Here is a 26,603-nt window from a genome sequence, read left to right on the forward strand (position 1 = left end):
TCCCATGGACAACTGGCGCAAGTCGTCCTACTCGGGCCCCGACGACGGCAACGCCTGCGTGGAAATCGCCACCTCCCCCACCCGCATATCCATACGCGACTCGAAGGCCCCGGCCAGGGCCACCCTCACCTTCCCGGTCGGAGCCTTCACCCTCTTCGTCGAGGCCCTGAAGGCGGAGTCCTACTCCACCGTCACCGACTTCGCCAGGTTCCGGGGCTGATCGACCTCGTTCCCCCGCGCGGTCGCCAGCTCGCACGCGAACACCTGCAGCGGCACCGTCGCCACCAGCGGCTGGAGCAGCGTCGGCGTCGCCGGGATGCGGATCAGGTGGTCGGCGTACGGCACGACCGCCTCGTCGCCCTCCTCCGCGACGACGATGGTCCGCGCGCCCCGGGCCCGGATCTCCTGGATGTTGGAGACGATCTTGTCGTGGAGGACGGACCGGCCGCGCGGGGACGGCACCACGACCACCACCGGCAGGTCCTGTTCGATCAGCGCGATCGGCCCGTGCTTCAGCTCGCCCGCCGCGAAGCCCTCGGCGTGCATGTAGGCGAGTTCCTTCAGCTTCAGCGCGCCCTCCAGGGCCACCGGGTAGCCGACGTGCCGCCCGAGGAACAGCACCGTGTTCTTGTCGGCGAGCGTGCGCGCCAGCTCCCGGACCGGCTCCATGGTCTCCAGGACCCGTTCCACCGCGCCGGAGATCCGCGACAGGTCCCGGATGACGGCGCGGATCTCGTCGCCCCACTTGGTGCCGCGCACCTGGCCCAGGTAGAGGGCCACCAGGTAGCACGCGACCAGCTGGGTCAGGAACGCCTTCGTCGAGGCGACCGCCACCTCCGGGCCGGCGTGCGTGTAGAGCACGGCGTCCGACTCGCGCGGGATCGTCGAGCCGTTGGTGTTGCAGATCGCCAGCACCCGGGAGCCCTGTTCGCGGGCGTGCCGCAGCGCCATCAGCGTGTCCATGGTCTCGCCGGACTGGGAGATGGCGATGACCAGGGTCCGCGGGTCCAGGATCGGGTCCCGGTAGCGGAACTCGCTGGCCAGCTCCACCTCGCACGGGATCCGCGTCCAGTGCTCGATGGCGTACTTGGCGATCAGCCCGGCGTGGAAGGCCGTGCCGCACGCCACGATGACGACCTTGTCGACCTCGCGCAGCACGCCCGGCGGGATCCGCACCTCGTCCAGCGTCAGCGAGCCGGACGCGTCGATGCGGCCCAGCAGCGTGTCGGCGACCGCCTTGGGCTGCTCGGCGATCTCCTTGAGCATGAAGTAGTCGTAGCCGCCCTTCTCGGCGGCCGAGGCGTCCCAGTCGACGCGGTAGGAGCGGACGTCCGCCGGGCTGCCGTCGAAGCCGGTCACCGTCACCGCGTCCCGGCGCAGCTCCACCACCTGGTCCTGGCCCAGCTCGATCGCCGACCGGGTGTGCGCGATGAACGCGGCGACGTCCGAGGCGAGGAAGGCCTCCCCCGCGCCGACGCCCACCACCAGCGGCGAGTTCCGCCGGGCGCCCACCACCACGTCCGGCTCGTCCGCGTGCACCGCGACCAGCGTGAACGCGCCCTCCAGCCGCCGGCACACCAGCCGCATCGCCTCCGCCAGGTCGGCGCAGGAGGAGAACTCCTCGGCGAGCAGGTGCGCCACGACCTCGGTGTCGGTCTCGGAGGCCAGCTCGTGGCCGCGCTCGGCCAGCTCGGCGCGGAGCAGGGCGAAGTTCTCGATGATGCCGTTGTGCACCACCGCCACCCGGCCCGCGTTGTCGATGTGCGGGTGGGCGTTGGCGTCGGTCGGGCCGCCGTGCGTGGCCCACCGGGTGTGCCCGATGGCCGTCGTGCCCGTCGGCAGCGGGCGCTCGGCGAGCTCCTTCTCCAGGTTCTCCAGCTTCCCGGCCTTCTTCGCCGTCGCCAGTCCGCCGTCCGCGAGCACGGCGACGCCCGCCGAGTCGTAGCCCCGGTACTCCAGCCTCTTCAGTCCGGCCGTCACCACTTCCAGGGCCGACCGCGACCCCACGTATCCCACGATTCCGCACATGGGCGGCAGCCTACGGTCCGATCCCCGTCCGAACCCCTCGTCGCGTGCCCGAAATCGGAAATTCCCACCGGGGCAGGAAGCCGTCCCGCCGGACGCCGCCCGTACGGCCGGAAACCGGTCGCGTGACGCACCCCACCCGCCGATCCGTTCGCACGCCCGTAACAATGGACTGTGATCTCTCCGGTCTCCCCGATGCCCCGGAGCGCCCACCGGCAGCGGCCGGAGGCGACTCCCTACGTCGATCTCACCCGTGCCGAGTGGAGCGCGCTGCGCGACAAGACGCCGCTGCCGCTGACGGCGGAGGAGGTGGAGAAGCTGCGCGGCCTCGGCGACGTCATCGACCTCGACGAGGTGCGGGACATCTACCTGCCGCTGTCCCGGCTGCTCAACCTCTACGTCGAGGCCACCGACCGGCTCAGGGGCGCGCTGAACACCTTCCTCGGCGAGCAGAGGTCCCAGGCGGGCACGCCCTTCGTGATAGGCGTCGCGGGATCGGTCGCGGTCGGCAAGTCCACCGTCGCCCGCCTCCTGCAGGCCCTGCTCTCCCGCTGGCCCGAGCACCCGCGCGTGGAGCTGGTGACGACGGACGGCTTCCTGCTGCCCACCCGGGAGCTCCAGGCCCGCGGCCTGATGTCGCGGAAAGGTTTCCCCGAGTCCTACGACCGCCGGGCGCTCACCCGCTTCGTCGCCGACATCAAGGCCGGCAAGGACGAGGTGACGGCCCCGGTCTACTCCCACCTGATCTACGACATCGTCCCCGGCGAGAAGCTCGTCGTGCGCCGCCCGGACATCCTGATCGTCGAGGGGCTCAACGTCCTGCAGCCCGCCCTGCCCGGCAAGGACGGCCGCACCCGGGTCGGCCTCGCCGACTACTTCGACTTCAGCGTGTACGTCGACGCCCGCCCCGAGGACATCGAGCGCTGGTACCTGAACCGTTTCCGCAAGCTGCGCGAGACCGCCTTCCAGGACCCGTCCTCGTACTTCCGCAAGTACACCCAGGTCTCCGAGGAGGAGGCCCTCGACTACGCCCGCACGACGTGGCGCACGATCAACAAGCCCAACCTGGTGGAGAACATCGCCCCCACCCGCGGCCGCGCCACCCTGATCCTGCGCAAGGGCCCGGACCACACGGTGCAGCGCCTGAGCCTGCGCAAACTGTGACCGCTACGCTGCCGCCATGCTGCATCTGCGCCTGATCACGCCGCCCGAGAAGACCGGCGACGTGGTCCGCCTGATCGAGGGCACGGTCGGCACCGCGCACCTCGTCGTGCTGCCGGGCGCCGCCCGCAGCCCCGCCGGGGACGTCGTGCTGTGCGACGTGGCCCGCGAGGCGGGCGACGAGCTCATCGGCGAACTGCGGGAGCTGGACCTGGACAAGTGCGGGTCCATCGCCGTCGAGGGCATCGACCTGTCGCTGTCCGACCGGGCCGAGGAGGCCGAGCGGGAGGCGCCGGGCGAGAGCGCGGACGCGGTGCTGTGGGAGCAGCTGGAGGAGGCGACGCACGAGGAGTCGACCCTCTCCGTCACCTACGTCGCCTTCATCACGCTCGCCACGATGATCGCGGCCTGCGGCGTGGTCCTGGACAACGCGATCCTGATCGTCGGCGCGATGGCGGTGGGCCCGGAGTTCGGCCCGCTGGCCGGCATCTGCACGGCGATCGTGCAGCGGGCGCCCCGGCTGGCGCTGCGCTCGCTGGCCGCGCTGCTGGCGGGCTTCGCGGCGGCGATGGCGGTGACGGTCGGTTTCAGCCTCTTCATGGACGCGGTCGACCTGTTCAGCAAGGACCAGCTGAAGGCCGACCGGCCCAACACCGGCTTCATCTACGCCCCGGACTGGTTCTCCTTCGTGGTGGCGGTCCTGGCCGGCGCCGCCGGCACCCTGTCCCTGACCTCGGCCAAGTCCGGCGCCCTGGTCGGCGTCGCCATCTCCGTGACCACGGTCCCCGCCGCCGCCAACGCGGCCGTGGCCCTCGGCTACGGCGACACCGGGCAGACCTGGGGGTCGACGGAGCAGCTCCTGCTGAACCTGCTCGGCATCGTCCTGGCCGGCACCCTGACGCTGCTGGCCCAGAAGTGGTTCTGGGCCAGGCAGCACGACCGTATGGCGAGGTCCTAGCCGAGCGCCGACTTCACCGCGTCGGCCAGCCGGCCGGCCACCGACCGGGCCTGCTCCAGGTCCGCGGCCTCCACCATCACCCGCACCAGCGGCTCCGTCCCCGACGGCCGCAGCAGCACCCGCCCGGTGGAGCCCAGCTCCCGCTCGGCCTCGGTGACGGCCGCGGCCAGCTCCCCGCTCGTGCCGACCCGCGACTTGTCCACGTCCGGCACGTTGACCAGCACCTGCGGCAGCCGCTCCATCACGGACGCCAGCTCCCGCAGCGGGCGGCCGCTGGCGGCGACCCGGGCGGCCAGCAGCAGCCCGGTCAGCGTGCCGTCCCCGGTCGTCGCGTGGTCGAGGACGATCACGTGCCCGGACTGCTCGCCGCCGAGCGCGTAGCCGTTCTCCTTCATCTCCTCCAGGACGTAGCGGTCGCCGACCGCCGTCTGGACGAGCCGGATGCCCGCGCGCTCCATGGCGAGCTTGAAGCCCAGGTTGGACATGACGGTCGCCACCACGGTGTCGGAGCGCAGCTCGGAGCGCTCCCGCAGCGCCAGCGCGAGCACGGCCAGGATCTGGTCGCCGTCCACCTCCTCGCCGGTGTGGTCCACCGCCAGGCAGCGGTCGGCGTCGCCGTCGTGCGCGATGCCGAGGTCGGCGCCGTGCTCGACGACCGCCGCCTTCAGCTTCTCCAGGTGCGTGGAGCCGCAGCCGTCGTTGATGTTGAGCCCGTCCGGCTCGGCGCCGATGGTGACGACCTCGGCCCCGGCCCGCGTGAACGCCTCCGGCGAGACCGCGGAGGCCGCGCCGTGCGCCTCGTCGAGGACGATCTTCAGCCCGTCGAGCCGGTTCGGGAGGACGCCCAGCAGGTGCTCGACGTACCGCTCGGCCCCCTCCTCGTATTCCCGCACCCGGCCCACGCCCGCGCCCGTGGGCCGCTCCCACGGCTCGCCGCGGCGGTGCTCGTCGTAGACGGCCTCGATGCGGTCCTCCAGCTCGTCGGCGAGCTTGTGGCCGCCGCGGGCGAAGAACTTGATGCCGTTGTCGGGCATGGCGTTGTGGCTCGCGGAGAGCATCACGCCGAGGTCGGCGCCGAGCGCGCCGGTCAGGTAGGCCACCGCGGGCGTCGGCAGCACGCCGACCCGCAGCACGTCCACGCCGGCGCTGGCCAGGCCCGCGACGACGGCGGCCTCCAGGAACTCCCCGGACGCGCGCGGGTCACGCCCGACCACCGCGGTCGGCCGGTGTCCTTCGAACGTGCCCGCCTCGGCCAGCACGTGCGCCGCGGCGACGGAGAGGCCGAGGGCCATCTCGGCCGTCAGGTCCGCGTTGGCGACACCGCGCACGCCGTCCGTGCCGAAGAGTCGTCCCACTTGTCCTCCTGAGGAAGCGTCAGTTGCGGAAGCGGTGCCGGTGCGGCCCGCGCACACTGCCTCCGCGTCCCGGGCGCGCGATGACACGCGACGCCCGGCGTCAGATCACACAAGCACACCAGCCTTTGAGCGCCTTGTGTCGTTATACGCCCACGCCGATGAGAAAACGAACGCCCCGACGGCACAGTGGCGTGCCGCCGGGGCGTTCGGAGTACGAGCAGGCAGCTGCGCTTAGCGCTTGCTGTACTGCGGGGCCTTGCGGGCCTTCTTCAGACCGGCCTTCTTCCGCTCGACCGCGCGGGCGTCGCGGCGCAGGAAGCCGGCCTTCTTCAGCGGGCCGCGGTTGTTGTCGACGTCGGCCTCGTTCAGCGCGCGGGCGACACCGAGACGGAGCGCACCGGCCTGACCGGAGACACCGCCGCCGGAGATGCGGGCGATGACGTCGTAACGGCCCTCGAGCTCGAGCACCTTGAAGGGCTCGTTCACTTCCTGCTGGTGCACCTTGTTCGGGAAGTAGTCCTCGAGGGTGCGACCGTTGATCTTCCACTTGCCGGTGCCCGGAACGATCCGGACCCGGGCGATGGCCTCCTTGCGGCGGCCCAGGCCGGCGGCCGGCTGGGGCTCGCCGAAGCGGGAGGCGAGGGACTCCGAGGTGTACTCGCCCTCGACGGGCACCTCGGACTCGGTGGTGTAGCTGTCGATGTCAAGCTCTTCGAGCGGCTGCTCGGCAGTGGTCTCGGCCACGATTCTCCTCAGATTCTCTTCAGTCTTAGGGGGTGGCCGGACTTACTGCGCGACCTGGGTGATCTCGTACGGCTGCGGCTGCTGCGCGCCGTGCGGGTGCTGGTCACCCTTGTAGACCTTCAGCTTCGAGAGCATCTGACGGCCCAGGGAGTTCTTGGGCAGCATGCCCTTGACGGCCTTCTCGATGGCCTTCTCGGGGTTCTTGTCGAGCAGGTCGTCGTAGCGGACGGAGCGCAGACCGCCCGGGTAGCCGGAGTGCCGGTACGCCAGCTTCTGGGTCCGCTTGTTGCCGGACAGGTGCACCTTGTCGGCGTTGATGATGATGACGAAGTCACCAGCGTCGACGTGCGGCGCGTAGATCGGCTTGTGCTTGCCCCGCAGAAGGGTGGCGGCAGTGCTGGCGAGACGGCCCAGGACGACGTCCTGAGCGTCGATGACGTGCCACTGGCGCGTCACATCGCCGGGCTTGGGGCTGTACGTACGCACGGTTCGTAGCCTTCGCTTCGAGTGAATGGTCCTAGACAAGGTCACCGAAACGATCACGACAGCCTAGACCGCACAGCGGTGACGCAAACCGCGTGCTGGTCGCTGGTCATCGGCCCGGTGGACCGGTGTAAGGGCCCGTCCCGTGAGAATGAGCAAGCCAATACACAACGAAAAAGCAGAATACCGGGGTCCCCGGTGGGGGTCAAAACGAGGGATCGCCGCCCACCCGCGCCGCGGCGGTCCCGCCCTCCGGCGCGGCGCCGCGGACACCGGCCCCGCGGACCGGCCGGCGGCGCGCGCAGTGCCGGGCGACCGTCGCCGCGAGGACGCACAGCGTGACGGCGTCCTTGACGGCCCGGCGCCGCCCCGACTCCAGATAGGGCCAGGTCAGCCCCGGCAGCTGCGGCACCAGGGCGAGCCAGAACCAGGGCCGCCGGGCCACCGAGCCCCGGTGCGGCAGCCCGGCGAGCAGCAGCGGCAGCACCACCAGCAGATAGTGGTTGTACGACGGGCGCGAGACGAGGAACGCCGACAGCATCAGGCAGGCCGCCGTCTCCGTCAGCCGCAGCGGGCCGGCGTCGGCCCGGCGCCAGCGCCGGTACGCGCACAGCACGCCGCCCGCCGCCGCGAGCAGCGCGACCGCCCCGGACAGCGCCCCCGGCACCCCCAGCCGCGGCAGCACCGCCGCCGGGGAGATCTCGTAGAGCCGTACGAAGTCGTCGTCGCCGTTCAGCAGGAACGGCAGGGTGCGGGTGAAGAAGCCCGCCGGGTCCGGCAGCAGCAGCGCCGCCCCGGCCGAGGCGAGGACCGGCACCAGCAGCATCGCCCCCAGCGCCCGCCAGCGGCGCGCGAACAGGAACAGCAGCGCCAGCGGGGCGAGCAGCGGTTTGAGCGCCACGGCAACGCCGACGACCAGGCCGGCCGCCGTCCACCGGCCCCGGACCGCCAGCAGCAGGCACAGCGGCAGCGCCACCACCGCCGTCACCGTCCAGTTGCCGAGCATCACCAGGTGCCCGAACGGCGCGCAGCCCGCCGCCAGGCCGATCAGGCCGAGGGCGGCGAAGCGGCTGCCCGGCGGCACGCCGTGCACGCGCAGCGCCAGCGCCCAGCCCAGCGCGAGGCCGCCGGTCACGGCCGGCGGCACCAGCAGCCGCAGCGCCTCCGGCGGCAGCAGCGCCTGCGGGGCCGCGGCCAGGACCGCGCTCGGCAGATACAGGAAGTGCGGGTCGTCGTACGGGGCGCCCCCGGCCAGCCAGGTCCGCGCGGCCCGGACGACGATCGCGTTGTCCATGCCGCCGTGCGCGGTCCGGCGCACCGTACGCGCGGCCGAAGCGGCCAGCACCGCGGCGAGCGCCGCCCACAGGTGCCGGCCGGCCGGCCGCACCAACCACCCGAAGATGTCGCTTTTGACCTTTTCCACCCGAGGAACGCTAGGCGGCCCGGGGCCCGCCGGAGCGGACCAGCGCGCCGCCCGCCCCGTCTAAGATGCGCCCCATGAGCTTTGGGCAGGGGGGACCTTCATCCCAGTGGGATCCCTGGAAACCGCACTCTCAGCAGCCCGGGAACAGCGACGACAGCCAGAGCCCGGACTGGGCCGCGCTCGCTGAGGCGTCGGAGGCCCGCACCAAGCGGCGCCGACTGCTGTTCATCGGCGGCGGCGCGCTGGCCACCGTGGCCGTAGGAGCCGCCGTCGCCGTGGCCGTGGTGTCCGCGAACGGCTCCGGCGGGGCGTCGGACGCGGCCTCCCGGCTGCCCTCGGCCGCCGACCTCCCGAGCGCGACGGACGAGGCGCCGTCGTTCGCCCCGACGAGCGCCCCGCCGCCGCTGGACCCGAAGGACTTCGTCGCCAGCGCGAAGAAGGACACCGCCCCCCTCGCCCCGGACGTCCTCTTCCCGGGCACGCAGCTCACCATGGGCGAGACCGTGTACAAGAAGGGCCCGACGGCCGACACGGAGAACTGCGCGTCGGCGGCCCGCAACACCCTGCCGAAGGTCCTCGCCGACAACGGCTGCACCCGTCTGATGCGCGTCACCTACACCAGGGACGGCGTCGCGGTGACGGTCGGCGTGGCCGTCTTCGACACCGAGGCCCGGGCGGCCCGGGCCAAGAGCCAGGCCGACGCCAAGAGCATCGTCGAGGCCCTGTCCGGCGACGGCGTGCGGGACTTCTGCAACGGCGCCGTCTGCCGCTCGACGACCAACTCCTACGGCCGCTACGCCTATTTCACGCTCGCCGGCTTCACCAGCGGCAAGGACGTGACCACCAAGGACACGGCGGTGTTCGCCACCGGCGACGACCTGGCCGAGTTCACGTTCCGGCAGATCCGCCGCCGGGGCGAGGCCCAGGCGTCGGCGGCGGCGCACGGATAGCCCGCCGCCGGGCCGCCGCGCCCGGGGGTCACAGCCGCTTGGCGCTGCGCAGCGTCTTCGCGTAGTAGCCGTTGCCGTCCAGCCGGGAGACGCCGCCCACGTCGCCGATGGTCGGGCCGTTGACCTCCTCCCGGCTGGAGACGAAGATCAGGTGGCCCTCGGTGTCGTAGCCGAGGACCATGCCCACGTGGTCCAGCCGCTCCTTGGTGCGCGTGTCGAGCTTGAAGAAGACCAGGTCGCCCGGCTGGAGCTGGTCGATGGCGGACGGCCGGTCGTCCGCCGAGACGCCGGTCAGCGGCAGGACGTCGACGCCCTCCTTCGAGCGGGCCATGCCGTTGGCGGTGCGCGGCAGGCCGTCGCCGGAGGCGTCCGAGGACATCAGCGGGTAGCGGGCGCGGTAGCCGAGCACCATGCGGATGAAGCCCGAGCAGTCCAGGGACTTGGCGCGCATGCTCTCCGGCGTCCCCACGGTGCCGTCCCGGAAGGGGTACGCGAGGCCCAGGTAGTCGTAGAAGTCGGACTGCTCCAGGCGCAGGTCGCCGCCCTCGGCGCCGGTGGTGTTCAGCGGCCCGAAGTTGGCGTCGCCGGCGTAGACGACGCCCTGCTCGTCCTTCTTGTCGGGGGCGCCCGCCACGTACTGGAAGGCGAAGGCGAACAGGTCGTCCTCCTTGCTGTCCTTGTACTCGGCGTACCAGTCCGTGAACCACTTCTCCTTCTCCGCCCCCTTCTTCCAGGGCTCGGGCAGGAGCCGCACCCAGTCGGTGGTGGAGACCTTGGAGGAGGTGGAGGCCGGCTCCTCGAAGGTGCGGGCCGGCCCGGTCAGGGTCGCGGTGCGGGCCCCGTCGGTGAACACGGCCTTGATCTGGCCGTCGGCCCCGCGCAGCACCGAGCGCGCGGGGTTCTCCAGCCGGGACCAGCTCACCTCGCCCTTGTCGTCGGACCCGCCGCCGGAGCCGCGGCTGCCGTTCAGGACGCCGACGTTGCGCACCTCCGTGACACCGGGCGCCTCCTGGGCGCGCAGTTCCATGGTGAGGTAGCCGGAGGTCCCGACCAGCGCCAGCACCACCAGGCCCGAGACGACGGGCCGTGACTTCCTCTTCCCTGCCATCGGTTACTCCTCGGTTCTTCTCGGACGGCTTCTCGGCTGCCTTCTCGGGCGGCCTCTCAGACGGTGGGCATGACGCCGAGCAGCAGGCCGGCGGCGACGACGATGTAGGCCATGAGGGAGACCGTGCCCGTGGCCAGCAGGGTCGCGCCCTTGGGCTGGCGCACCATCTGGTAGGCGATCAGGCCGGGCACGATGAACCCGAGGGTCTGGTTGCCGTACAGCAGCGGGAACTCGATCGAGAGCAGGATCATCACCGTGGCCTGGAGCAGCACGCCCAGCAGCACCACCGCGGCGAACAGCCGCTTGCCGTACAGGATCACCAGCCGCTGCATGACCTTGGTGCCCGCGTAGGTCAGGGCGGTGACGCCCACCACCATGGCCGCGCGCTGGAGGTCCTCGATCAGGGTGAGGGCGAGCCAGCCCGGCGTGATCATTCCGCCCGGGGACAGGTTGGTGGTCAGGTAGCACAGCAGCGAGAAGAACAGTCCTATGGCGATGCCCAGGGCGGCCATCTCGGGGGTCAGGGCGGCGGTGGTCAACGGGGTCTCCGGGCGGGTGTACGGCGGGTGGGCGAGGCGGTCGGCCCGCGGGGTCAGGCGCGCGGGGGCGGTCCGCCGCCCTCGGTGGTCGGGTGCCGGGGCCCGGCGAAGGGGCCGTCGTGCGGCTCGTCGTGGTACGGCGGGTCCTGCCGGCCGGGGGCGTACGGCTGCGGCGGCGCGTACGGCTGCGCCTGCGCGGACGGTGGCGCGTCGGCGTACGGCTGGTACCCGTCCTGCTGCCCGTACTGCTGGTACCGGTCCTGCTGCCCGTACTGCTGGTACCGGTCCTGCTGCCCGTACTGCTGGTACTGGTCCTGCGGCTGGTACTGGCCCTGCTGGTACTGCCGGCCCTGCTGCTGTTGCTGGTACTGGTACTGGTCCGGCTGTCCGTACCGGTCCTGCTGCCGGTGCTGGTCCGGCTGCCCGTACCGCTGGTGCGGGCCGGCCGTCCGGGCGGGGGCGCCGATCACCGGGATCTCCTGGGTCTGCGACGCCTGGTAGCGCTCCTCGTACGCCACCGGGTACGAGGCGAACGGGTCCAGACGCGGCGGCTGGGCCGGCGCCGCGGCGGCCGGGCCGGGTGCCGGCTGCCCGGCGCCGCTCTCGTCCGCGGGGAGTTCGGCCAGGTACTCCAGGAGTTCCTCGCCCTGGCCGTGGATGTTGCCGATGGCGACCAGGGAGGACCCGTCGGCCATCCGGCCGAGCAGGGCGGGCATGAACTCCTCCGCCGGGCGCCGCTCGCCGCCCAGGTCGACCGCCCGGTCCCGCCACTGGGCGGGGATGGCGTCGATGGCGCTCTTCGAGGGGTGCCCGATGACGAAGACGTTGTCCGGCTTCAGGTCGGGGATGATCTCGCCCATCTGCCCGTTGCGCTCGACGCGGTCCGGACGGCAGTTGATCACGACGTTCAGCGGGCGGCTGATGGCCCCGAGGTCGAGCAGCTGGTTGATGTTCATCAGCGTCGACTCGGGGTCGTTGGCCGCGAAGACGTTGGCGAAGGCCAGCCGCTTGCCCTCCTCGGTGACATAGCGCTCCACGGACAGCACGCCGGGGTCCGGCGGCGCGTCGTACATGCCCTGCAGCGCGACCTTCCGCTCCACGCCGAGCAGCTCGGCGACGACCAGGGCGATCGCGACGTTCTCCTTGAAGGTGAACCAGCTGAAGCCGCGCAGCTCCTCGTCGGTGACCGTCTCCGGGTCGGCGTAGACCAGCCGGCAGTTACGGGCGTCCGCCTCCTCCTGGAGGATGTGGAAGCGCTCCTTCTCGGCGGTGACGCAGATGCCGTTCTCGGGCATCGAACGGCACAGCGAGCGGGCCACGTCGTCCAGGGTGGGGCCCATCTCGGCGAGGTGGTCCTCGCGGACGTTGCACAGCACGCCGATCGTCGAGCGGATCAGCTTGCTCTGGTTGACCTCCTGCAGGGCCGGCATGACGGCCATGCACTCGATCACCAGGGCGTCGGGCCGGTAGGTGGCCGCGCGCCGGACGATGCCGATCTGCTCCACCACGTTGGCGATGCCGAACTTGCGGTAGACCGGCTCCTCGGTGGCGTCCGGGTGGATGAACCGCGCCGCCGTCCCGGTCGTCTTGGCCACGGTCACCAGGTCGCCGCCGCGCAGCGCGCCCGCGCACAGCCGGGTGATGGAGGACTTGCCGCGGATGCCGTTGACCAGCACCCGCGAGGGGATGGAGTGCAGCGCGGCGTAGTGCCGGCGCTGCTCGACGATGCCCGCGACGAGCAGGAACACACTGCCGGTCAGCAGGACGAAGTACAGGTAGAGCACGGCTCGGGTCACCTTCCTCCGGCGCCGAGCCGGGACTCGGCGGGCCGGCGCGGCTGGTTCTGCCGGCGGGCCTGCAACTGCTGCCGGATCAGTTCGAGGCTGCGCACGACGGCGCCGACCTCGTCCTGGTAGCGGGGGTACAGCACGGTCTTGAGGTCTCCGTCCGCGAGCTTCTCGGCACTGGCCGCCAGGGCCCGCAGCGGCCGGGCGACGACCAGGTGGATCCAGCCCAGGCAGACCACGATCGCGGCGAGGCCGAGCAGGCCGGCGAGCACGCTGCGGTCCTCGCGTTCGTACGGGGTGATCTGGAAGTGCTTGGCGTTCTGCCAGCTGACGACGGTCCAGCCGATGTCGGAGGCGACGCCGCCGCCGGAGAAGGGGGCCGCGGCGGCCACGGTGACGCTGCCGCCGTCCCGGATGAGCAGGCCGTTCTCGACGGGCCCGGCGCCCACCCGCACGTTGCCCGCGCGGACCAGGTGGGGCAGCGCGTCGTCGGGCAGTTCCTCGAAGGCGAGGAAGCCGTCGCTGCCGGCCAGGGTCCGCGCGTCGGCGTCGACCACCCGGACCTCGCCGAGGCCGGGCCGTTTCAGCAGCGAGTTGAGGAACTCCACCCGCACCTCGCCGACGAGGGTGACGCCCCGGTGCCCCGGGACGGGCGCGGCGGCCTGGACCACCGGCTTCCTCTCGCCCTCGCCGGACACCCGGACCAGCGGCTCGTCGGCGTCGCGGTCCCAGGCGTGGGGGTCCTCCCCGGCCCGGGCGACGACCTCGCCGTCCTCGCCGACGACGTACAGCGCCTGGTAGCGGGTGTGCTCGCGCAGCGCGTCCGTCAGCAGGGCGGCGCCGGCGCCGGGGTCGTCGGGGTCGATCAGGCGGGAGGTGGAGACCAGGTCGGCCTGCGCCTCGTTCAGCGCCCGGCGGACCCGGTCGGCGACCAGGTCGGTGCGGTCGCGCTGGTCGTTGACCATGGTGGCCGGCACGCTGACCGAGTCGTCGGTGCGGTTCAGCAGCCAGCCGACGGGCACGCACCACAGCAGCAGCAGGACGGCGGTCACCGCGAGCGGCACCCGCAGCCCGAACCGCACCCCGCCGCCCGGTCCGGCGGTCGGCTCGTGGCCCGGGCCGCCCAGCTGGCCGCGCAGCCGCTCCAGGGCCGAGCCGATGCGGGCGGCCTCGCCCGAGCGGGGCACGGCGACGGGCCGGGTCAGGTCGCCGCGGGCGAGCCGGCGGGACTCCAGGAACAGCCGCAGCAGCGGGCGCTGCACGCTCATCCACAGCAGGGCCACGGCGAGCAGGCCGAGCACGACCAGGGCCCCGGCCGCGATCAGCCCGTACAGCTCCCGGTCCGGCCCGACGGTGCCCTGCTGCTGGACCACCGGCAGCATGGCCACGACCGTGAGTCCGAGGCCGGCGGCGACGCTCTCCTTCTCCTCGGGGTCGGAGGAGGCCAGGGAGGCGTACCCGGCCGTGGTGATCCGGCCGTTGTAGTCGTCGCCCAGCAGGGTTCCGCTGACGCCGGGGTAGCCGCGGGAGCCGGGCTCCCTGGCGCTGACGGGGTGCTGTTCGGTCCGTTCGGCCGCCTGGTCGGACAGGCGGGACATCTGCTTCTCGAGGAAGACGAGTTCCTCGCGCTGCTTGTCCGAGTTCAGCGCCTCGGACTCCTCGAAGCCGGCCGTGGCCAGGACCTCGCCGTCCCGGGCCACGACCGCCATGGTGCGGAACGGGCCCAGGTTGATGGCGGGGACGGCGAGGCTGTTGGAGGCGATCAGCAGCTGCTGCGGCCGGTCCTTCCAGTCGAGGACGACCATCGTCATCAGCCGGACGTCGCCGGTCTCCAGCCGCACCATGCGCGGGAGCAGCGCCTGCTCGCCGGTGAGGACCTCCTCGTCCAGCCAGGCGAGCGGAATCCTTTCGCCACGCGCGGCGAGCACATCCCCGCTCTCCAGGTCCAGGATCGTGGTGCCGGTCCACTTCTGGTAGGTCCTGCCCAGGTCGGACAGGACGCGCTCCGGCTCGGCCGGCGCGCCCGCGTTCAGCGCGGCGGCGGTGCGGCGCAGGTCGGTGACCCGCTCGTCGATCGAGGCGCGCAGGGCGATGGCGCCGTCCTCGGCGAAGTGCCGCTGGGAGGAGAGCACCGCCTCCGGGACGACGGGCTCGCCGCCGGGGCCGAGCACCTTCGCCGTCAGACCGGCCAGGGCGAGGATCAGCACGCACAGCACCGCGATCGGCGGGCGGATCCCCCCCAGGAGCGGCATGTCCGCCCGCTTGCGGCTGCGCCGCCGTCCGTGCCCGGGATGCGCGGCAGGGCTCGATGTCACGGGTGTTCTTCCTTGGTCGCTTCGAAAGGCTCAGCGTCCGCAGGAAGCACCGCTGCCGCGGCCGTGTGACGCCGTCACTTGAAAGACTGATGAGTGACGCCAGGGTTGTATCCCCGGCGCCCGGGAGGGGCTGTGTCCCCGGTCACCTCCGCGCGGGGACGGCCGTGCCGGTCACGGCTCCAGCGACAGCGGCCGCAGCCCGTCGCCGCCGGGGGCGCCCCGGTTGTAGAGGAAGCCGCGGGTGCGGTCGGCGGCCAGCCGGTAGCGGGCGAGCCGCTCCTCGGACAGGCCGTCCGGGTGGTCGAGCTGGTGCTGGACGTCCACCAGCCGGTGGTCCTCGACCGCGCCCCGGGGCAGCCGCTCGCCGGGCTCGGTCTCCGGCGGGATGTCCACCAGCGTGGTGCGGTAGCGGGCGGTGACGTCCCAGCCGTCGGCCGCCTCGCGGAACTCGAACCAGCCGATGGCCCCCTCCTCCGTGACGCCCTGGGGCGAGGAGTGCCGGGCGACCTGGTTGCCGAGGCTGTAGGCGACCCAGGTGCCGTTCACCTTCTGGATGGGCTGGACCACGTGGGCGTGGTGTCCGAGCACGAGGTCGATGCCGGTTTCCTCGGTGAGCCACTGCGCCAGCCGCAGCTGCGCGACGCCCGGCTCGTTGTAGTACTCCGCGCCCCAGTGGATGGAGAGGATGACCACCTCGGCGCCCTCGGCCCGGGCCCGGGTCTCGGCCTGCTTGATGGCCGAGGCGTCCGTCCCGTTGAACGCCCAGCGCTGCTTCTCGGGCACCGGGTGGACGAAGGACTCCCACGAGTAGGAGAGGTGGGCCACCTTGACGCCGTTGACGTCCCGGATGTTGATCTGTTCTGCTTCCTCGGGCGTGCGCGCCGAGCCGGTGTGCCCGAGGCCCGCCTCGTCCATGGCGTCCAGCGTGCGCTTCACGGCCTTGAAACCGTGGTCGAAGGTGTGGTTGGAGGCCGTCGAGCAGGTGTCGTAGCCCACGTCCTTCAGCGCCGTCAGAACCTGCGGTGGCACCAGGAACTCCGGGTACCCCTGGAAGGGGCCCTCGGGCTTCCCGACGGGAGTCTCCATGTGACAGATCGCCAGGTCCGCCTTGCCGATGACCGGCTTCACCCCGGCGAGCAGCGGCCCGAAGTCGAGCCCGGCCTCTCCCTTGCCGGTCTTCTCGGCGTCCTCGGCCGCCTGCTCGACCAGCTCGGGGTGGAGGAGCACGTCCCCGGCCGCGGCCACGGTGAAGGACCGGCCGCCCGGCCCGGCCTGCGGCCGCACCGCTTCCGAACCGCACGAGACGGTCAGAACGGCAGCCACCCCCAGAACAGCCGGCATACCACCCATACGGAGAGACTTACGGAATGTCACCGAGCCATGTTCACATGAGTCACACAACTGACTCCGGCTTTTCCATTACAAGGCGGTCACGTTTCGTTCGCGTTCTCGCTCAGGCGGGTTTGGCGCTGGCTCTGTTCGGTTGCCAGTCGGGAACGCACCGGGAGCCGGAGAGACCGGCGCCCTCGGCCCGGGAACTGGTCGATCTGCGCAGCCGCGTCCTCGGGTATACGGCCACCTTCCAGGAGGACGGCCCCTACACCGCGCCCGACGACGACGGGCGCGAGCGGCTGGCCCGGGGCGTCGGCCGCCTGCTGGAGGGCGACTTCCGCCGGGCCGAGGAGCTGCTCGCCCCGCTCGGCCTGGGCATCACCCGGCTCACCGACACCGCCTCCGGCCGCCGCTACGACGAGGTCGCGGCCACCGGGCCGGGCGACAGCGCCCACTGGGGCCGGCTCTACCTGAACGCGGACGCGGACGTCCGCTGGAGCGCCCAGGTGCCGCACCCCCGGTCCGACCGGAACACCGAGGACCTCGGCGTGCGGCTGCTGGAGGACGCCCCGGGCGGCGCCCTGGTGCTGGCCGGCGCCCACCGCCGGGCCGGCGACGACGGCGCCGCCGACGTCGCCCACCGGGAGGACAGCGCGTTCCACACCGTGGTGGCGGAACTGCAGCGGCGCGGGGTGCCCGGCATCCAGCTGCACGGCTTCGACGACTCCTCCGACCGCCGGCCCTACGACGCCGTGCTCTCCACGGGCGCCGCGCAGAGCGCGCCCGGCGAGGTCGTCGCCCTGGCCGACCGCATGGAGGCCGACGGACTGCGGGTCTGCCGGGGCTGGTCGGACCGCTGTCCCCTGGAGGGCCGGAGCAACGTCCAGGGACGTGCGGCCCAGCGGCAGCACGCGACCTTCGTCCACCTGGAACTCGCCCCGCACGCCCGCGGCGACGGACGCGACGCCGACGAGGCCGCGGACGCGATCACCGGACTGCTCTCCGCGTGGGCGCACGACTGACCGGCGCGGCGCACCGGCCCCGTTCCGCCGGACGGCTCGACGGCACCCGGCCCGGGCGGCTCAGCAGCACCCGGCCCCGGGCAGCGACCGCTTGTTCCGGGCCTGCCGGCTCCGCTCCGCCAGCAGCTCGTCCGCCGGGTAGCCGACCTCCTCCAGCGTCAGCCCGTGCGGCCGCACCACGTGCACGGCCGAGTCCCGTACGCCGGCCGCCAGCACCTTCCCCGGCCAGTCCGGCGGGCGGTGCCCGTCCCCCACGAACAGCAGCGCCCCGATCAGCGAGCGCACCATGTTGTGGCAGAAGGCGTCGGCCCGCACGGTCGCGGTGACGATCCCGTCGTCCCCGCGCACCAGGCTCAGCTCCTGGAGGGTCCGGATGGTCGTGGCCCCCTCCCGCTTCTTGCAGTAGGCGGCGAAGTCGTGCTCCCCGAGCAGCCGCTGCGCGGCCTCGTTCATCGCGTCGACGTCGAGCGGCCAGTCGTGCCACAGCACGTGGTTGCGCAGCAGCGGGTCGACCCCGCCGGGATTGTCGGTGACCCGGTAGGCGTAGCGCCGCCAGATCGCCGAGAAGCGGGCGTCGAAGCCGGGCGGCGCCTCCCTGAGGGCCCACACCCGCACGTCCTTCGGCAGCCGGCCGGCGAGCCGCTTGAGCAGCTTCCGGCTGTGCTCGGCCCACACCTCGCGCGGCAGGTCGACGTGCGCCACCTGCCCGCGCGCGTGCACGCCGGCGTCGGTCCGCCCGGCCACGGTCAGCTCGTAGGTCGTGCCCCCGGACCGGGTGACGGTCCGCAGCGCGTCCTCGATCTCGCCCTGCACGGTCCGCCGGCCGCCGGCCTGCTTGGCCCAGCCGTGGAAGTCGGTGCCGTCGTAGGACAGGTCGAGGCGGATGCGGACGTGTCCGGGCTGTACTTCGTCGCTCACCCTCAGATCCTCTCAGGTACGCGAAAGCGGGCCCGCCCCGAAGGACGGACCCGCTTCAGCGCTTCGGCAGTGCCTCAGGCGTCCTTGGACTCCTCGTCCTTGGACTCCTCCGCCGGGGTCTCCTCGGCCTTGGCGTCCTCGGCCTTGGTCTCCTCGGCCTTGGTCTCCTCGGCCTTGGCCTCGTCGGCCTCCTTGACCGCGCGCTTGGTCGCGGCCTCGGCCTCGCCGACCGCCGTCTGCTGCACCGTCAGCGCCTCGACCAGCTCGATGACCGCCATGGGCGCGTTGTCGCCGCGACGGTTGCCGATCTTGGTGATGCGGGTGTAGCCACCCGGACGGTTCTCGTAGCGCGGGCCGATCTCGGTGAAGAGCGTGTGGACGACGCTCTTGTCCGTGATGACCTGGAGCACCTGGCGGCGGTTGTGAAGGTCGCCCTTCTTCGCCTTGGTGATCAGCCGCTCGGCGTACGGGCGCAGGCGGCGGGCCTTCGCCTCGGTGGTGGTGATCTTGCCGTGCTCGAAGAGCGACTTCGCGAGGTTCGCGAGGAGCAGCTTCTCGTGCGCGGCGCTGCCGCCCAGGCGGGCACCCTTGGTGGGCTTCGGCATGGTTCTTCTCCTGTGTGTCTGCCCCGGCCGTATCAGGTACCGGAGTCAGTATCCGAGCAGGCGGTTGCCTGTCGGAGATCCGGACGACAAACCCCGGAGGGGCTGTCGTCCGGAAGGGGCGCGGGGCTGCATTCGATATGCGGCTCCGCCGCGCGGGCGCGACGAGCCGCAGCGCACCCGCGCCCGAGTACGGGCCGGAAGGCCCGGGCTCTCAGTACTGCTCGGTCTCCACGAACCCGGCGTCCGCGTCGTCGTCGGCGCCGAACGCGTCCGCCGCGGCGGTCGGGTCGAATCCGGGCGGGCTGTCCTTGAGCGCCAGGCCCATGCCGGCCAGCTTCGCCTTGACCTCGTCGATCGACTTCGCACCGAAGTTGCGGATGTCGAGCAGGTCGGCCTCGGAGCGCGCCACGAGCTCGCCCACGGAGTGGATGCCCTCGCGCTTGAGGCAGTTGTAGGAGCGGACCGTGAGCTCCAGCTCCTCGATCGGCAGCGCCAGGTCGGCGGCCAGGGCGGCGTCCGTCGGGGACGGGCCCATGTCGATGCCCTCGGCGTCGATGTTCAGCTCGCGGGCGAGACCGAACAGCTCGACCAGGGTCTTGCCGGCCGAGGCCATCGCGTCGCGCGGACGCATGGCCTGCTTGGTCTCGACGTCGACGATCAGCTTGTCGAAGTCGGTGCGCTGTTCGACACGGGTCGCCTCGACCTTGTAGGTGACCTTGAGCACCGGCGAGTAGATCGAGTCGACCGGGATGCGCCCGATCTCCTGACCCACCTGCTTGTTCTGCACGGCGGAGACGTAGCCGCGACCGCGCTCGACGGTCAGCTCCATCTCCAGCTTGCCCTTGCCGTTGAGCGTGGCGAGGACGAGGTCGGGGTTGTGCACCTCGACACCGGCCGGCGGCGCGATGTCGGCGGCGGTGACCAGACCCGGGCCCTGCTTGCGCAGGTACATCACGACCGGCTCGTCGTGCTCCGAGGAGACGACCAGCTGCTTGATGTTGAGGATCAGGTCGGTGACGTCCTCCTTGACGCCCGGCACGGTGGTGAACTCGTGCAGCACGCCGTCGATGCGGATGCTGGTGACGGCGGCACCGGGGATCGACGACAGGAGGGTGCGGCGGAGGGAGTTGCCGAGGGTGTAGCCGAAGCCCGGCTCCAGCGGCTCGATCACGAACCGGGAGCGGAACTCGTCGACGACCTCTTCGGTCAACGAGGGACGCTGAGCGATCAGCATGTGTGGATCAGATCCTTCAGTCGGGGGCGCCCGCTATATGACGCCCGACCCTGAGAGCCGCACCCGGGAAGGTGCGGGTACTGCAAGGGTACGGGCGGCACGACCCGTGGGGACCGTGCCGCCCGGACATCCCGCGGCGAAGAGCCGTGCGTCAGACGCGGCGGCGCTTCGGCGGACGGCAGCCGTTGTGCGGGGTCGGCGTGACGTCCTGGATCGAGCCGACCTCCAGGCCGGTGGCCTGCAGGGAGCGGATCGCGGTCTCACGACCGGAACCCGGGCCCTTCACGAACACGTCGACCTTGCGCATGCCGTGCTCCTGGGCGCGGCGGGCGGCCGACTCGGCGGCCATCTGCGCGGCGAACGGCGTGGACTTCCGCGAGCCCTTGAAGCCGACGTGGCCGGCGGAGGCCCAGGAGATCACGTTGCCGGACGGGTCCGTGATCGAAACGATGGTGTTGTTGAACGTGCTCTTGATGTGCGCGTGGCCGTGAGCGACGTTCTTCTTTTCCTTGCGGCGCACCTTCTTGGCAGCGCCCTGACGTCCCTTGGGGGGCATCTACTAACTCCTCGGGAGGTGGTCGGTCCTACAGCGAAGACCGTGGACAGGTGTCCGCTGCGGACTACTTCTTGCCCGGCTTCTTCTTGCCGGCGATGGCGCGACGCGGGCCCTTGCGGGTGCGGGCGTTGGTGCTGGTGCGCTGGCCGCGGACGGGCAGACCACGGCGGTGCCGCAGACCCTGGTACGAGCCGATCTCGACCTTGCGGCGGATGTCGGCCTGGATCTCGCGACGGAGGTCACCCTCGGTCTTGATGTTGTTGTCGACGTACTCGCGGATCGCGACCAGCTGCTCCTCGGAGAGGTCACGGACGCGAGTGTTCGGGTCCACGCCGGTCGCGGCCAGCGTCTGCTTCGAAAGGGTCCGGCCGATGCCGAACACATACGTAAGGGCGACCTCCACGCGCTTTTCGCGCGGGATGTCAACACCGGAAACGCGTGCCATTCAATGGCTCCAGTTTGATCTTCGGAGGTCTTCCGCAGAACCGGTTCCCGACCGCCGTATCAGGTACGGACCGGGTCCCCGGCCTCCGACCGGGGGTGTCAGACGGCTGGCCGTCTGGGCTCTGCGTATGAACATGTGTTGCTCGCGTCGCGCGAATTTCTGCGAATCGCAGAGGGTGCGGTCGTGCGGTCAGCCCTGGCGCTGCTTGTGGCGCGGGTTCTCGCAGATGACCATGACCCGACCGTGACGGCGGATCACCCTGCACTTGTCGCAGATCTTCTTGACGCTCGGCTTGACCTTCATGGGATCGAGGTTCTCCGGGTCAGTGCCACCACCCCGCGGGACGAGGTGCGGGCAAGATCTACTTGTAGCGGTAGACGATCCGGCCACGCGTCAGGTCGTACGGAGACAGCTCCACCACGACCCGGTCGTCAGGGAGGATGCGGATGTAGTGCATACGCATCTTGCCGCTGATGTGTGCCAGGACCTGGTGGCCGTTCTGGAGCTCGACCTTGAACATGGCGTTCGGCAGAGACTCGACGACAGTGCCCTCGATCTCGATGGCACCTTGTTTCTTGGCCACGCTTCGCCCTTCGAATCGACTACCTTGATCGACTCCCGCACTTCCCTGACGGGCGCATGCGAACATGCGGGTGCACAAGAGCCGACGAGTCAGTCTACGTCAGCGCACCCGGAAAGACGAATCGGGGAAGTCTGCCCAGCTCCGAAGAGCGTTAACCGGCGGGGCCGGGAGGTGCCGGCCGAGGGGGCCGGGGCCGTCAGCCGAGGGGGTCGGGGGCGGCCGTGACGCCGTACTCGGCGAGCTTCGCCCGGCCCCCGTCGGGCGCGGTGAGGACCAGCGGGCCCTGCTCGGTCAGCGCCACGGAGTGCTCCCAGTGCGAGGACCAGGTGCCGTCGGTGGTGACGACGGTCCAGTCGTCCTGGAGCACCCGCGTCCTCGGCGTGCCGAGGGAGACCATCGGCTCGATGGCCAGGCAGAAGCCGGGGACCAGCTTGGGGCCCTTGCCGCGGCGCCGGTCGACGTAGTTCAGCAGGTGCGGGTCCATGTGCATCTCGGTGCCGATGCCGTGGCCGCCGTAGTCCTCGATGATCCCGTACCGGCCGCCGCCCGGCTTCGGCTGGCGGCGGATGTAGGTCTCGATCGCCCGGGAGATGTCCACCAGGCGGTTGCCCTGCTTCATCGCGGCGATGCCGGCCCACATCGACTCCTCGGTCACCCGGGAGAGCTCGATCAGCTCCGGGGCGTGGCCGGAGCCCACGAAGGCCGTGTAGGCGGCGTCGCCGTGCCAGCCGTCGACGATCGCGCCGCAGTCGACGGAGATGATGTCCCCGTCCTTGAGGACGACGTCCTCGGAGGGGATGCCGTGGACGACGACCTCGTTGACGGAGGTGCAGATCGTCGCGGGGAAACCGCCGTACCCGAGGAAGTTCGGCTTGGCGTCGTGCTCGGCGAGCACCTTGCGGGCGACCTGGTCCAGGTCCTTCGTCGTGGCCCCCGGCACGGCGGCCTCCCGTGTGGCCGCGTGGATGGCGGCGACGACCAGGCCCGCCGCACGCATCTTGGCGATCTGCTCGGGCGTCTTGATCTGCACCATGGGGACTGCGGCCTTTCTGGACCGGAAGAGTACGAACGCCTTCAACGATACGGGGCCGCGCCGGCCGGCCGGCCCCCACACAGCAGCCGCGGCTCCCTCACAGGGAACCGCGGCTCGGCTGCGTACGGACGGCTACCGGCCGTCCTCGTCGCGCTTGAGCGCCTCCAGGGCCCGGCCCGTGACCTCGTCGACCGGCCCCAGCGAGGAGATGGTCACGACCAGCCCCTGCGCCTTGTAGTAGTCGATGATCGGCTCGGTCTGCGTGTGGTAGACCTCCAGCCGGGTCCGCACGGTCTCCTCGGAGTCGTCGTCCCGCTGGTAGAGCTCGCCGCCGCAGACGTCGCAGACGCCCTCCTGCTTCGGCGGGCTGTACGACACGTGGAAGACGTGGCTGGAGTCCTTGCGGCAGATCCGCCGCCCGGCGATCCGCTTGACGACCTCTTCCTCCGGGACCTCCAGGTCCAGCACCGCGTCCAGCCGGATGCCCTCGGTCCGCAGGAGCTCGTCGAGCGCCTCGGCCTGGGAGACGTTGCGCGGGAAACCGTCCAGCAGGAAGCCGCCCTCGGCGTCCGGCTGCTCCATGCGGTCCTTGGCCATCGCGATGGTGACCTCGTCCGGCACCAGGTTGCCGGCGTCCATGTAGGACTTCGCGAGCTTCCCCAGCTCCGTCTGCCGGCTGATGTTGGCGCGGAACAGGTCGCCCGTGGAGATGTGCGGGATGCGCAGCTTCTCGGCCAGTCGCGTGGCCTGCGTTCCCTTACCGGCACCCGGCGGCCCGACGAGGACGATTCGCATCAGCGGAGGAACCCTTCGTAATTGCGCTGCTGGAGCTGGCTCTCGATCTGCTTCACCGTCTCGAGACCGACACCCACGATGATCAGGATGCTGGTCCCGCCGAACGGGAAGTTCTGGTTTGCCCCGAAACCAACCAACGCCATCGTCGGTACGAGAGCGATCAGACCCAGATACAGCGAACCCGGCCAGGTGATCCGGTTGAGTACGTAGCTGAGGTACTCAGCGGTCGGTCGGCCAGCCCGGATGCCCGGGATGAAGCCACCATACTTCTTCATGTTGTCCGCGACTTCCTCGGGGTTGAAGGAGATCGCCACGTAGAAGAACGCGAAGAAGACGATGAGCAGGAAGTACAGGGTGACGTAGATCGGGTGGTCGCCCCTCACGAGGTGGGCCTCGATCCAGGTCTTCCACCCCGAGGTTCCGCTGGAGAACTGCGCGATCAGGGCCGGGATGTAGAGCAGCGACGACGCGAAGATGACGGGGATGACACCCGCCTGGTTGACCTTGAGCGGGATGTACGTGGACGTGCCGCCGTAGGACCGGCGGCCGATCATGCGCTTCGCGTACTGCACGGGGATGCGGCGCTGAGCCTGCTCCACGAAGACGACCAGGCCCACCATGACCAGGCCGACGGCGATGACGGTGCCGAACTCGATCCAGCCGCCCGCCAGGTCGCCCTGCTTCTTGATGGCCCACAGGGCGGACGGGAAGGTGGCGGCGATCGAGATGAACATCAGGATCGACATGCCGTTGCCGACGCCGCGGTCGGTGATCAGCTCACCGAGCCACATGACGATGGCCGTGCCGGCGGTCATGACGATGACCATCGTGATGGTGGCGAAGATCGAACGGTCCCGCACGATCTGGCCGGCCGCCGAGCAGCCGGAGAAGAGCGCACCGCTGCGGGCGGTGGCCACCAGGCCGGTGCCCTGCAGAATGGCGAGCGCGATGGTGAGGTAGCGGGTGTACTGCGTGATCTTCGCCGTACCGGCCTGGCCCTCCTTCTTGAGGGCTTCCAGGCGCGGGATCACCACGGTCAGCAGCTGCAGGATGATGCTCGCCGTGATGTACGGCATGATCCCGAGCGCGAAGACCGTGATCTGCAGCAAGGCGCCGCCGCTGAACATGTTGACCAGACCGAACAGGCCCTGCTGGGCATTGGCCTGGTCGATGCAGTACTGGACGTTCTTGTAGTCGATGTTCGGGATCGGGACGTTCGTACCGATCCGGTAGACCACGATGATGCCGAGCGTGAAGAGCAGCTTCTTGCGCAGGTCGGGCGTCTTGAACGCCCGGGCGAACGCGGTGAGCACGGTGCCTCCTGCGACCCCCGCGCAACTGCGTCAAGGGTGACGGTCTTGAGGTTCGACTGATAGGGACGACTGGCTAACGGTCTACTGCCGCTCAGGGTGCCCCGTGTGGGGCACCCGGGGAAAGTGGGCAGTGCAGGCCACCTTACCGGCGAGACTGCCGCCCTAGGAACGACCAACCGGGGATACCCCTTTTGTGGGCATCCCCGGTTGGGATCGTTCAAGCCATCGAGACGCCTGGAACGGGTCAGACGAGCTCGGTGACGCTGCCGCCGGCGGCGGCGATCTTCTCCTTGGCGGAGGCGGAGGCCTTGTCGACCTTCACCGTCAGCGCCACGGAGATCTCGCCCTCGCCGAGGACCTTGACCAGGCTGTTCCTGCGAACGGCGCCCTTGGCCACCAGGTCCTCGACCGTGACCTCGCCACCCTCGGGGTAGAGCTTGGCCAGCTTGTCGAGGTTCACGACCTGGTACTCGGTCTTGAACGGGTTCTTGAAGCCCTTCAGCTTCGGGAGCCGCATGTGCAGCGGCATCTGGCCGCCCTCGAAGCTCTCCGGAACCTGGTAGCGGGCCTTGGTGCCCTTGGTGCCACGACCGGCCGTCTTACCCTTCGACGCCTCACCACGACCGACACGGGTCTTGGCGGTCTTGGCGCCCGGGGCCGGACGGAGGTTGTGGATCTTGAGCGGGTTGTTCTCCGCCATGATCAGTCGACCTCCTCGACCGTCACGAGGTGGCGGACGGTGTGCACCATGCCGCGGAACTCGGGACGGTCCTCCTTGACGACCACGGTGTTGATCCCCTTGAGACCAAGCGACCGCAGGGTGTCACGGTGGTTCTGCTTGCTGCCGATGTAGGACTTGACCTGCGTGATCTTGAGCTGAGCCATGATTACGCACCCACCCCGGCACGCGCACGCAGCAGGGCCGCGGGGGCGACGTCCTCCAGCGGCAGACCGCGGCGGGCCGCGATCTCCTCGGGACGCTGCAGGCCCTTCAGGGCCTCCACGGTCGCGTGCACGATGTTGATGGCGTTGTCGGAGCCGAGCGACTTCGACAGCACGTCGTGGATACCGGCGCACTCGAGCACGGCGCGCACCGGACCACCGGCGATCACACCGGTACCCGGCGAGGCCGGCTTGAGCAGCACGACGCCGGCGGCCTTCTCACCCTGGATCGGGTGCGGGATGGTGCCCTGGATCCGGGGGACCTTGAAGAAGTGCTTCTTGGCCTCCTCGACACCCTTGGCGATGGCGGCCGGCACCTCCTTCGCCTTGCCGTATCCGACACCCACGGTGCCGTCACCGTCGCCCACCACGACCAGCGCGGTGAAGCTGAAGCGACGACCACCCTTCACAACCTTGGCGACGCGGTTGATCGCGACGACGCGCTCGACGTACGCGGTCTTCTCGGCGGCAGCAGCGCCGCCGTCACGGCCCTTCCGGTCCCGCCGCTCGCCGCCACCGGCACCGCTTCCGCGGCGCTGGGGTCCAGCCATTGGAATTACCTCTCTCTGTTTCCGCTAGCTACGGAACCTGGCTCAGAACTTGAGCCCGGCCTCGCGGGCGGCGTCGGCCAGGGCGGCGATGCGCCCGGCGTACTGGTTGCCACCACGGTCGAACACGACGGCCTCGACACCGGCGGCCTTGGCGCGCTCGGCGACCAGGGCGCCGACCTTCTTGGCCTGCGTGGACTTGTCGTCCTCGCCACCGCGGATCGACGCGTCCAGGGTGGACGCCGACGCCAGGGTGTGGCCCTTCAGGTCGTCGATCACCTGCGCCACGATGTGGCGGTTGGAGCGGGTCACGACCAGACGGGGACGCTCGGCGGTACCCGAGACCTTCTTGCGGATCCGGATGTGGCGACGCTTGATAGCGGCACGCTTGTAGGCGTCGCCCTTGAGGATCTTCTGCCCGTATGCCAT

Annotated in this window: 29 protein-coding genes; 5 read left to right on the plus strand and 24 right to left on the minus strand. The window is 71.0% G+C overall.

All coding sequences use genetic code 11. From position 1 onward, the window contains the following. Positions 1-4: 4 nt before the first annotated feature. Positions 5-220: a DUF397 domain-containing protein gene (locus ABD363_RS01620; RefSeq protein ID WP_344599519.1), complete on the plus strand. Its 216-nt coding sequence runs from the start codon at positions 5-7 to the stop codon at positions 218-220. Here ABD363_RS01620 and glmS read toward each other — a convergent pair. Next, a complete protein-coding gene (gene glmS, locus ABD363_RS01625) occupies positions 181-2,028 on the minus strand; it encodes a glutamine--fructose-6-phosphate transaminase (isomerizing) (protein ID WP_344599520.1) in 1,848 nt (615 codons plus the stop codon). The two genes, ABD363_RS01620 and glmS, sit on opposite strands and share 40 nt — an antisense overlap. Before the next feature lie 192 nt (positions 2,029-2,220). On the opposite strand from glmS, the gene coaA reads away from it, so the two are divergent. Both coaA and ABD363_RS01635 read left to right on the plus strand, forming a co-directional pair. Further along, positions 2,221-3,189 (plus strand): type I pantothenate kinase, encoded by a 969-nt coding sequence (gene coaA / locus ABD363_RS01630; protein ID WP_344599740.1) that lies wholly within the window; start codon positions 2,221-2,223, stop codon positions 3,187-3,189. Positions 3,190-3,205: 16 nt separating this feature from the next. Then, a complete protein-coding gene (locus tag ABD363_RS01635) occupies positions 3,206-4,144 on the plus strand; it encodes a DUF389 domain-containing protein (RefSeq protein WP_344599521.1) in 939 nt (312 codons plus the stop codon). Here ABD363_RS01635 and glmM read toward each other — a convergent pair. The 4 genes from glmM to ABD363_RS01655 form a co-directional block, all read right to left on the minus strand. Beyond that, complete coding sequence (glmM, locus tag ABD363_RS01640) at positions 4,141-5,499, minus strand: phosphoglucosamine mutase (protein ID WP_344599522.1); 1,359 nt, start codon at positions 5,497-5,499, stop codon at positions 4,141-4,143. The genes ABD363_RS01635 and glmM overlap by 4 nt on opposite strands. A gap of 231 nt (positions 5,500-5,730) precedes the next feature. Continuing rightward, entirely contained in the window at positions 5,731-6,243 is a 513-nt protein-coding gene (rpsI, locus tag ABD363_RS01645; RefSeq protein WP_344599523.1) for a 30S ribosomal protein S9, read from the minus strand. Positions 6,244-6,285: 42 nt separating this feature from the next. Then, entirely contained in the window at positions 6,286-6,729 is a 444-nt protein-coding gene (rplM, locus tag ABD363_RS01650) for a 50S ribosomal protein L13 (RefSeq protein WP_344599524.1), read from the minus strand. A 202-nt stretch (positions 6,730-6,931) separates the two neighbouring features. After that, positions 6,932-8,149: a glycosyltransferase family 87 protein gene (locus ABD363_RS01655; RefSeq protein ID WP_344599525.1), complete on the minus strand. Its 1,218-nt coding sequence runs from the start codon at positions 8,147-8,149 to the stop codon at positions 6,932-6,934. 74 nt (positions 8,150-8,223) lie between these two features. Here ABD363_RS01655 and ABD363_RS01660 point away from each other — a divergent pair, with 74 nt between their 5' ends. After that, on the plus strand, positions 8,224-9,099 hold the full coding sequence (locus tag ABD363_RS01660) for a hypothetical protein (protein ID WP_344599526.1): 876 nt from the start codon (positions 8,224-8,226) through the stop codon (positions 9,097-9,099). 28 nt (positions 9,100-9,127) lie between these two features. Here ABD363_RS01660 and ABD363_RS01665 read toward each other — a convergent pair whose 3' ends face one another. The 5 genes from ABD363_RS01665 to ABD363_RS01685 all read right to left on the minus strand — a co-directional run bounded on the left by ABD363_RS01665 (position 9,128) and on the right by ABD363_RS01685 (position 16,189). Then, positions 9,128-10,207, minus strand: a complete 1,080-nt coding sequence (locus tag ABD363_RS01665; RefSeq protein ID WP_344599527.1) for a C40 family peptidase — start codon at positions 10,205-10,207, stop codon at positions 9,128-9,130. A 56-nt stretch (positions 10,208-10,263) separates the two neighbouring features. Beyond that, positions 10,264-10,746 carry a poly-gamma-glutamate biosynthesis protein PgsC/CapC gene (locus tag ABD363_RS01670; protein ID WP_344599528.1) on the minus strand — a complete coding sequence of 161 codons (483 nt, stop codon included), beginning with the start codon at positions 10,744-10,746 and terminating at the stop codon, positions 10,264-10,266. Positions 10,747-10,799: 53 nt separating this feature from the next. Continuing rightward, positions 10,800-12,530: a poly-gamma-glutamate synthase PgsB gene (gene pgsB, locus ABD363_RS01675; protein WP_344599741.1), complete on the minus strand. Its 1,731-nt coding sequence runs from the start codon at positions 12,528-12,530 to the stop codon at positions 10,800-10,802. Between the two features lie 8 nt (positions 12,531-12,538). Continuing rightward, the gene (locus ABD363_RS01680; RefSeq protein WP_344599742.1) at positions 12,539-14,785 is read right to left on the minus strand and encodes a HAMP domain-containing protein; all 2,247 of its coding nucleotides are present in this window, start codon (positions 14,783-14,785) and stop codon (positions 12,539-12,541) included. A gap of 234 nt (positions 14,786-15,019) precedes the next feature. Then, positions 15,020-16,189 (minus strand): CapA family protein, encoded by a 1,170-nt coding sequence (locus ABD363_RS01685; protein WP_425577925.1) that lies wholly within the window; start codon positions 16,187-16,189, stop codon positions 15,020-15,022. Between the two features lie 122 nt (positions 16,190-16,311). On the opposite strand from ABD363_RS01685, the gene ABD363_RS01690 reads away from it, so the two are divergent. Further along, positions 16,312-17,202, plus strand: a complete 891-nt coding sequence (locus ABD363_RS01690; RefSeq protein ID WP_344599530.1) for a hypothetical protein — start codon at positions 16,312-16,314, stop codon at positions 17,200-17,202. Positions 17,203-17,262: 60 nt separating this feature from the next. Here the strand turns inward: ABD363_RS01690 and truA are convergent, their stop codons facing one another. The 14 genes from truA to rplR all read right to left on the minus strand — a co-directional run bounded on the left by truA (position 17,263) and on the right by rplR (position 26,603). Then, complete coding sequence (gene truA / locus ABD363_RS01695; RefSeq protein ID WP_344599531.1) at positions 17,263-18,120, minus strand: tRNA pseudouridine(38-40) synthase TruA; 858 nt, start codon at positions 18,118-18,120, stop codon at positions 17,263-17,265. A 74-nt stretch (positions 18,121-18,194) separates the two neighbouring features. Beyond that, positions 18,195-18,725, minus strand: coding sequence for a 50S ribosomal protein L17 (rplQ, locus tag ABD363_RS01700; protein WP_344599532.1), 531 nt, complete (start codon positions 18,723-18,725; stop codon positions 18,195-18,197). Positions 18,726-18,936: 211 nt separating this feature from the next. Further along, positions 18,937-19,959 (minus strand): DNA-directed RNA polymerase subunit alpha, encoded by a 1,023-nt coding sequence (locus ABD363_RS01705; protein WP_003966937.1) that lies wholly within the window; start codon positions 19,957-19,959, stop codon positions 18,937-18,939. 151 nt (positions 19,960-20,110) lie between these two features. Next, entirely contained in the window at positions 20,111-20,515 is a 405-nt protein-coding gene (gene rpsK, locus ABD363_RS01710; RefSeq protein WP_003956432.1) for a 30S ribosomal protein S11, read from the minus strand. Between the two features lie 64 nt (positions 20,516-20,579). Beyond that, complete coding sequence (gene rpsM, locus ABD363_RS01715) at positions 20,580-20,960, minus strand: 30S ribosomal protein S13 (protein WP_344599533.1); 381 nt, start codon at positions 20,958-20,960, stop codon at positions 20,580-20,582. A gap of 189 nt (positions 20,961-21,149) precedes the next feature. Beyond that, positions 21,150-21,263 (minus strand): 50S ribosomal protein L36, encoded by a 114-nt coding sequence (rpmJ, locus tag ABD363_RS01720; RefSeq protein WP_003998809.1) that lies wholly within the window; start codon positions 21,261-21,263, stop codon positions 21,150-21,152. Between the two features lie 58 nt (positions 21,264-21,321). Beyond that, the gene (infA, locus tag ABD363_RS01725; protein ID WP_003948620.1) at positions 21,322-21,543 is read right to left on the minus strand and encodes a translation initiation factor IF-1; all 222 of its coding nucleotides are present in this window, start codon (positions 21,541-21,543) and stop codon (positions 21,322-21,324) included. Between the two features lie 196 nt (positions 21,544-21,739). Further along, positions 21,740-22,576: a type I methionyl aminopeptidase gene (gene map / locus ABD363_RS01730; protein ID WP_344599534.1), complete on the minus strand. Its 837-nt coding sequence runs from the start codon at positions 22,574-22,576 to the stop codon at positions 21,740-21,742. A 132-nt stretch (positions 22,577-22,708) separates the two neighbouring features. Further along, entirely contained in the window at positions 22,709-23,371 is a 663-nt protein-coding gene (locus ABD363_RS01735) for an adenylate kinase (RefSeq protein WP_344599535.1), read from the minus strand. Continuing rightward, the gene (gene secY / locus ABD363_RS01740) at positions 23,371-24,684 is read right to left on the minus strand and encodes a preprotein translocase subunit SecY (protein WP_344599536.1); all 1,314 of its coding nucleotides are present in this window, start codon (positions 24,682-24,684) and stop codon (positions 23,371-23,373) included. The genes ABD363_RS01735 and secY overlap by 1 nt, the downstream gene beginning before the upstream one ends. A 244-nt stretch (positions 24,685-24,928) precedes the next feature. Beyond that, entirely contained in the window at positions 24,929-25,384 is a 456-nt protein-coding gene (rplO, locus tag ABD363_RS01745; protein ID WP_344599537.1) for a 50S ribosomal protein L15, read from the minus strand. 2 nt (positions 25,385-25,386) lie between these two features. Then, on the minus strand, positions 25,387-25,569 hold the full coding sequence (gene rpmD, locus ABD363_RS01750; protein WP_003998814.1) for a 50S ribosomal protein L30: 183 nt from the start codon (positions 25,567-25,569) through the stop codon (positions 25,387-25,389). A 2-nt stretch (positions 25,570-25,571) separates the two neighbouring features. Next, entirely contained in the window at positions 25,572-26,177 is a 606-nt protein-coding gene (gene rpsE, locus ABD363_RS01755) for a 30S ribosomal protein S5 (RefSeq protein ID WP_014674381.1), read from the minus strand. 42 nt (positions 26,178-26,219) lie between these two features. Beyond that, positions 26,220-26,603, minus strand: coding sequence for a 50S ribosomal protein L18 (rplR, locus tag ABD363_RS01760; RefSeq protein WP_344599538.1), 384 nt, complete (start codon positions 26,601-26,603; stop codon positions 26,220-26,222).

The sequence above is a fragment of the Streptomyces glaucus genome (assembly GCF_039533365.1).
Lineage (GTDB): Bacteria > Actinomycetota > Actinomycetes > Streptomycetales > Streptomycetaceae > Streptomyces > Streptomyces glaucus.

What these genes read in the sequence shown, in the direction of transcription:
- glmS (WP_344599520.1), bottom strand. Translation starts at nt 2,028, where the DNA reads ATGTGCGGAATCGTGGGATACGTGGGGTCGCGGTCGGCCCTGGAAGTG.
- rpsK (WP_003956432.1), bottom strand. Translation starts at nt 20,515, where the DNA reads ATGCCCCCCAAGGGACGTCAGGGCGCTGCCAAGAAGGTGCGCCGCAAG.
- ABD363_RS01680 (WP_344599742.1), bottom strand. Translation starts at nt 14,785, where the DNA reads ATGCCGCTCCTGGGGGGGATCCGCCCGCCGATCGCGGTGCTGTGCGTG.
- rpmJ (WP_003998809.1), bottom strand. Translation starts at nt 21,263, where the DNA reads ATGAAGGTCAAGCCGAGCGTCAAGAAGATCTGCGACAAGTGCAGGGTG.
- map (WP_344599534.1), bottom strand. Translation starts at nt 22,576, where the DNA reads ATGGTGCAGATCAAGACGCCCGAGCAGATCGCCAAGATGCGTGCGGCG.
- rpsE (WP_014674381.1), bottom strand. Translation starts at nt 26,177, where the DNA reads ATGGCTGGACCCCAGCGCCGCGGAAGCGGTGCCGGTGGCGGCGAGCGG.
- rplO (WP_344599537.1), bottom strand. Translation starts at nt 25,384, where the DNA reads ATGGCGGAGAACAACCCGCTCAAGATCCACAACCTCCGTCCGGCCCCG.
- rplQ (WP_344599532.1), bottom strand. Translation starts at nt 18,725, where the DNA reads ATGCCGAAGCCCACCAAGGGTGCCCGCCTGGGCGGCAGCGCCGCGCAC.
- rpsM (WP_344599533.1), bottom strand. Translation starts at nt 20,960, where the DNA reads ATGGCACGCGTTTCCGGTGTTGACATCCCGCGCGAAAAGCGCGTGGAG.
- ABD363_RS01635 (WP_344599521.1), top strand. Translation starts at nt 3,206, where the DNA reads ATGCTGCATCTGCGCCTGATCACGCCGCCCGAGAAGACCGGCGACGTG.
- rpmD (WP_003998814.1), bottom strand. Translation starts at nt 25,569, where the DNA reads ATGGCTCAGCTCAAGATCACGCAGGTCAAGTCCTACATCGGCAGCAAG.
- ABD363_RS01705 (WP_003966937.1), bottom strand. Translation starts at nt 19,959, where the DNA reads ATGCTGATCGCTCAGCGTCCCTCGTTGACCGAAGAGGTCGTCGACGAG.
- coaA (WP_344599740.1), top strand. Translation starts at nt 2,221, where the DNA reads ATGCCCCGGAGCGCCCACCGGCAGCGGCCGGAGGCGACTCCCTACGTC.
- ABD363_RS01735 (WP_344599535.1), bottom strand. Translation starts at nt 23,371, where the DNA reads ATGCGAATCGTCCTCGTCGGGCCGCCGGGTGCCGGTAAGGGAACGCAG.
- ABD363_RS01685 (WP_425577925.1), bottom strand. Translation starts at nt 16,189, where the DNA reads ATGCCGGCTGTTCTGGGGGTGGCTGCCGTTCTGACCGTCTCGTGCGGT.
- ABD363_RS01660 (WP_344599526.1), top strand. Translation starts at nt 8,224, where the DNA reads ATGAGCTTTGGGCAGGGGGGACCTTCATCCCAGTGGGATCCCTGGAAA.
- ABD363_RS01620 (WP_344599519.1), top strand. Translation starts at nt 5, where the DNA reads ATGGACAACTGGCGCAAGTCGTCCTACTCGGGCCCCGACGACGGCAAC.
- rplR (WP_344599538.1), bottom strand. Translation starts at nt 26,603, where the DNA reads ATGGCATACGGGCAGAAGATCCTCAAGGGCGACGCCTACAAGCGTGCC.
- ABD363_RS01665 (WP_344599527.1), bottom strand. Translation starts at nt 10,207, where the DNA reads ATGGCAGGGAAGAGGAAGTCACGGCCCGTCGTCTCGGGCCTGGTGGTG.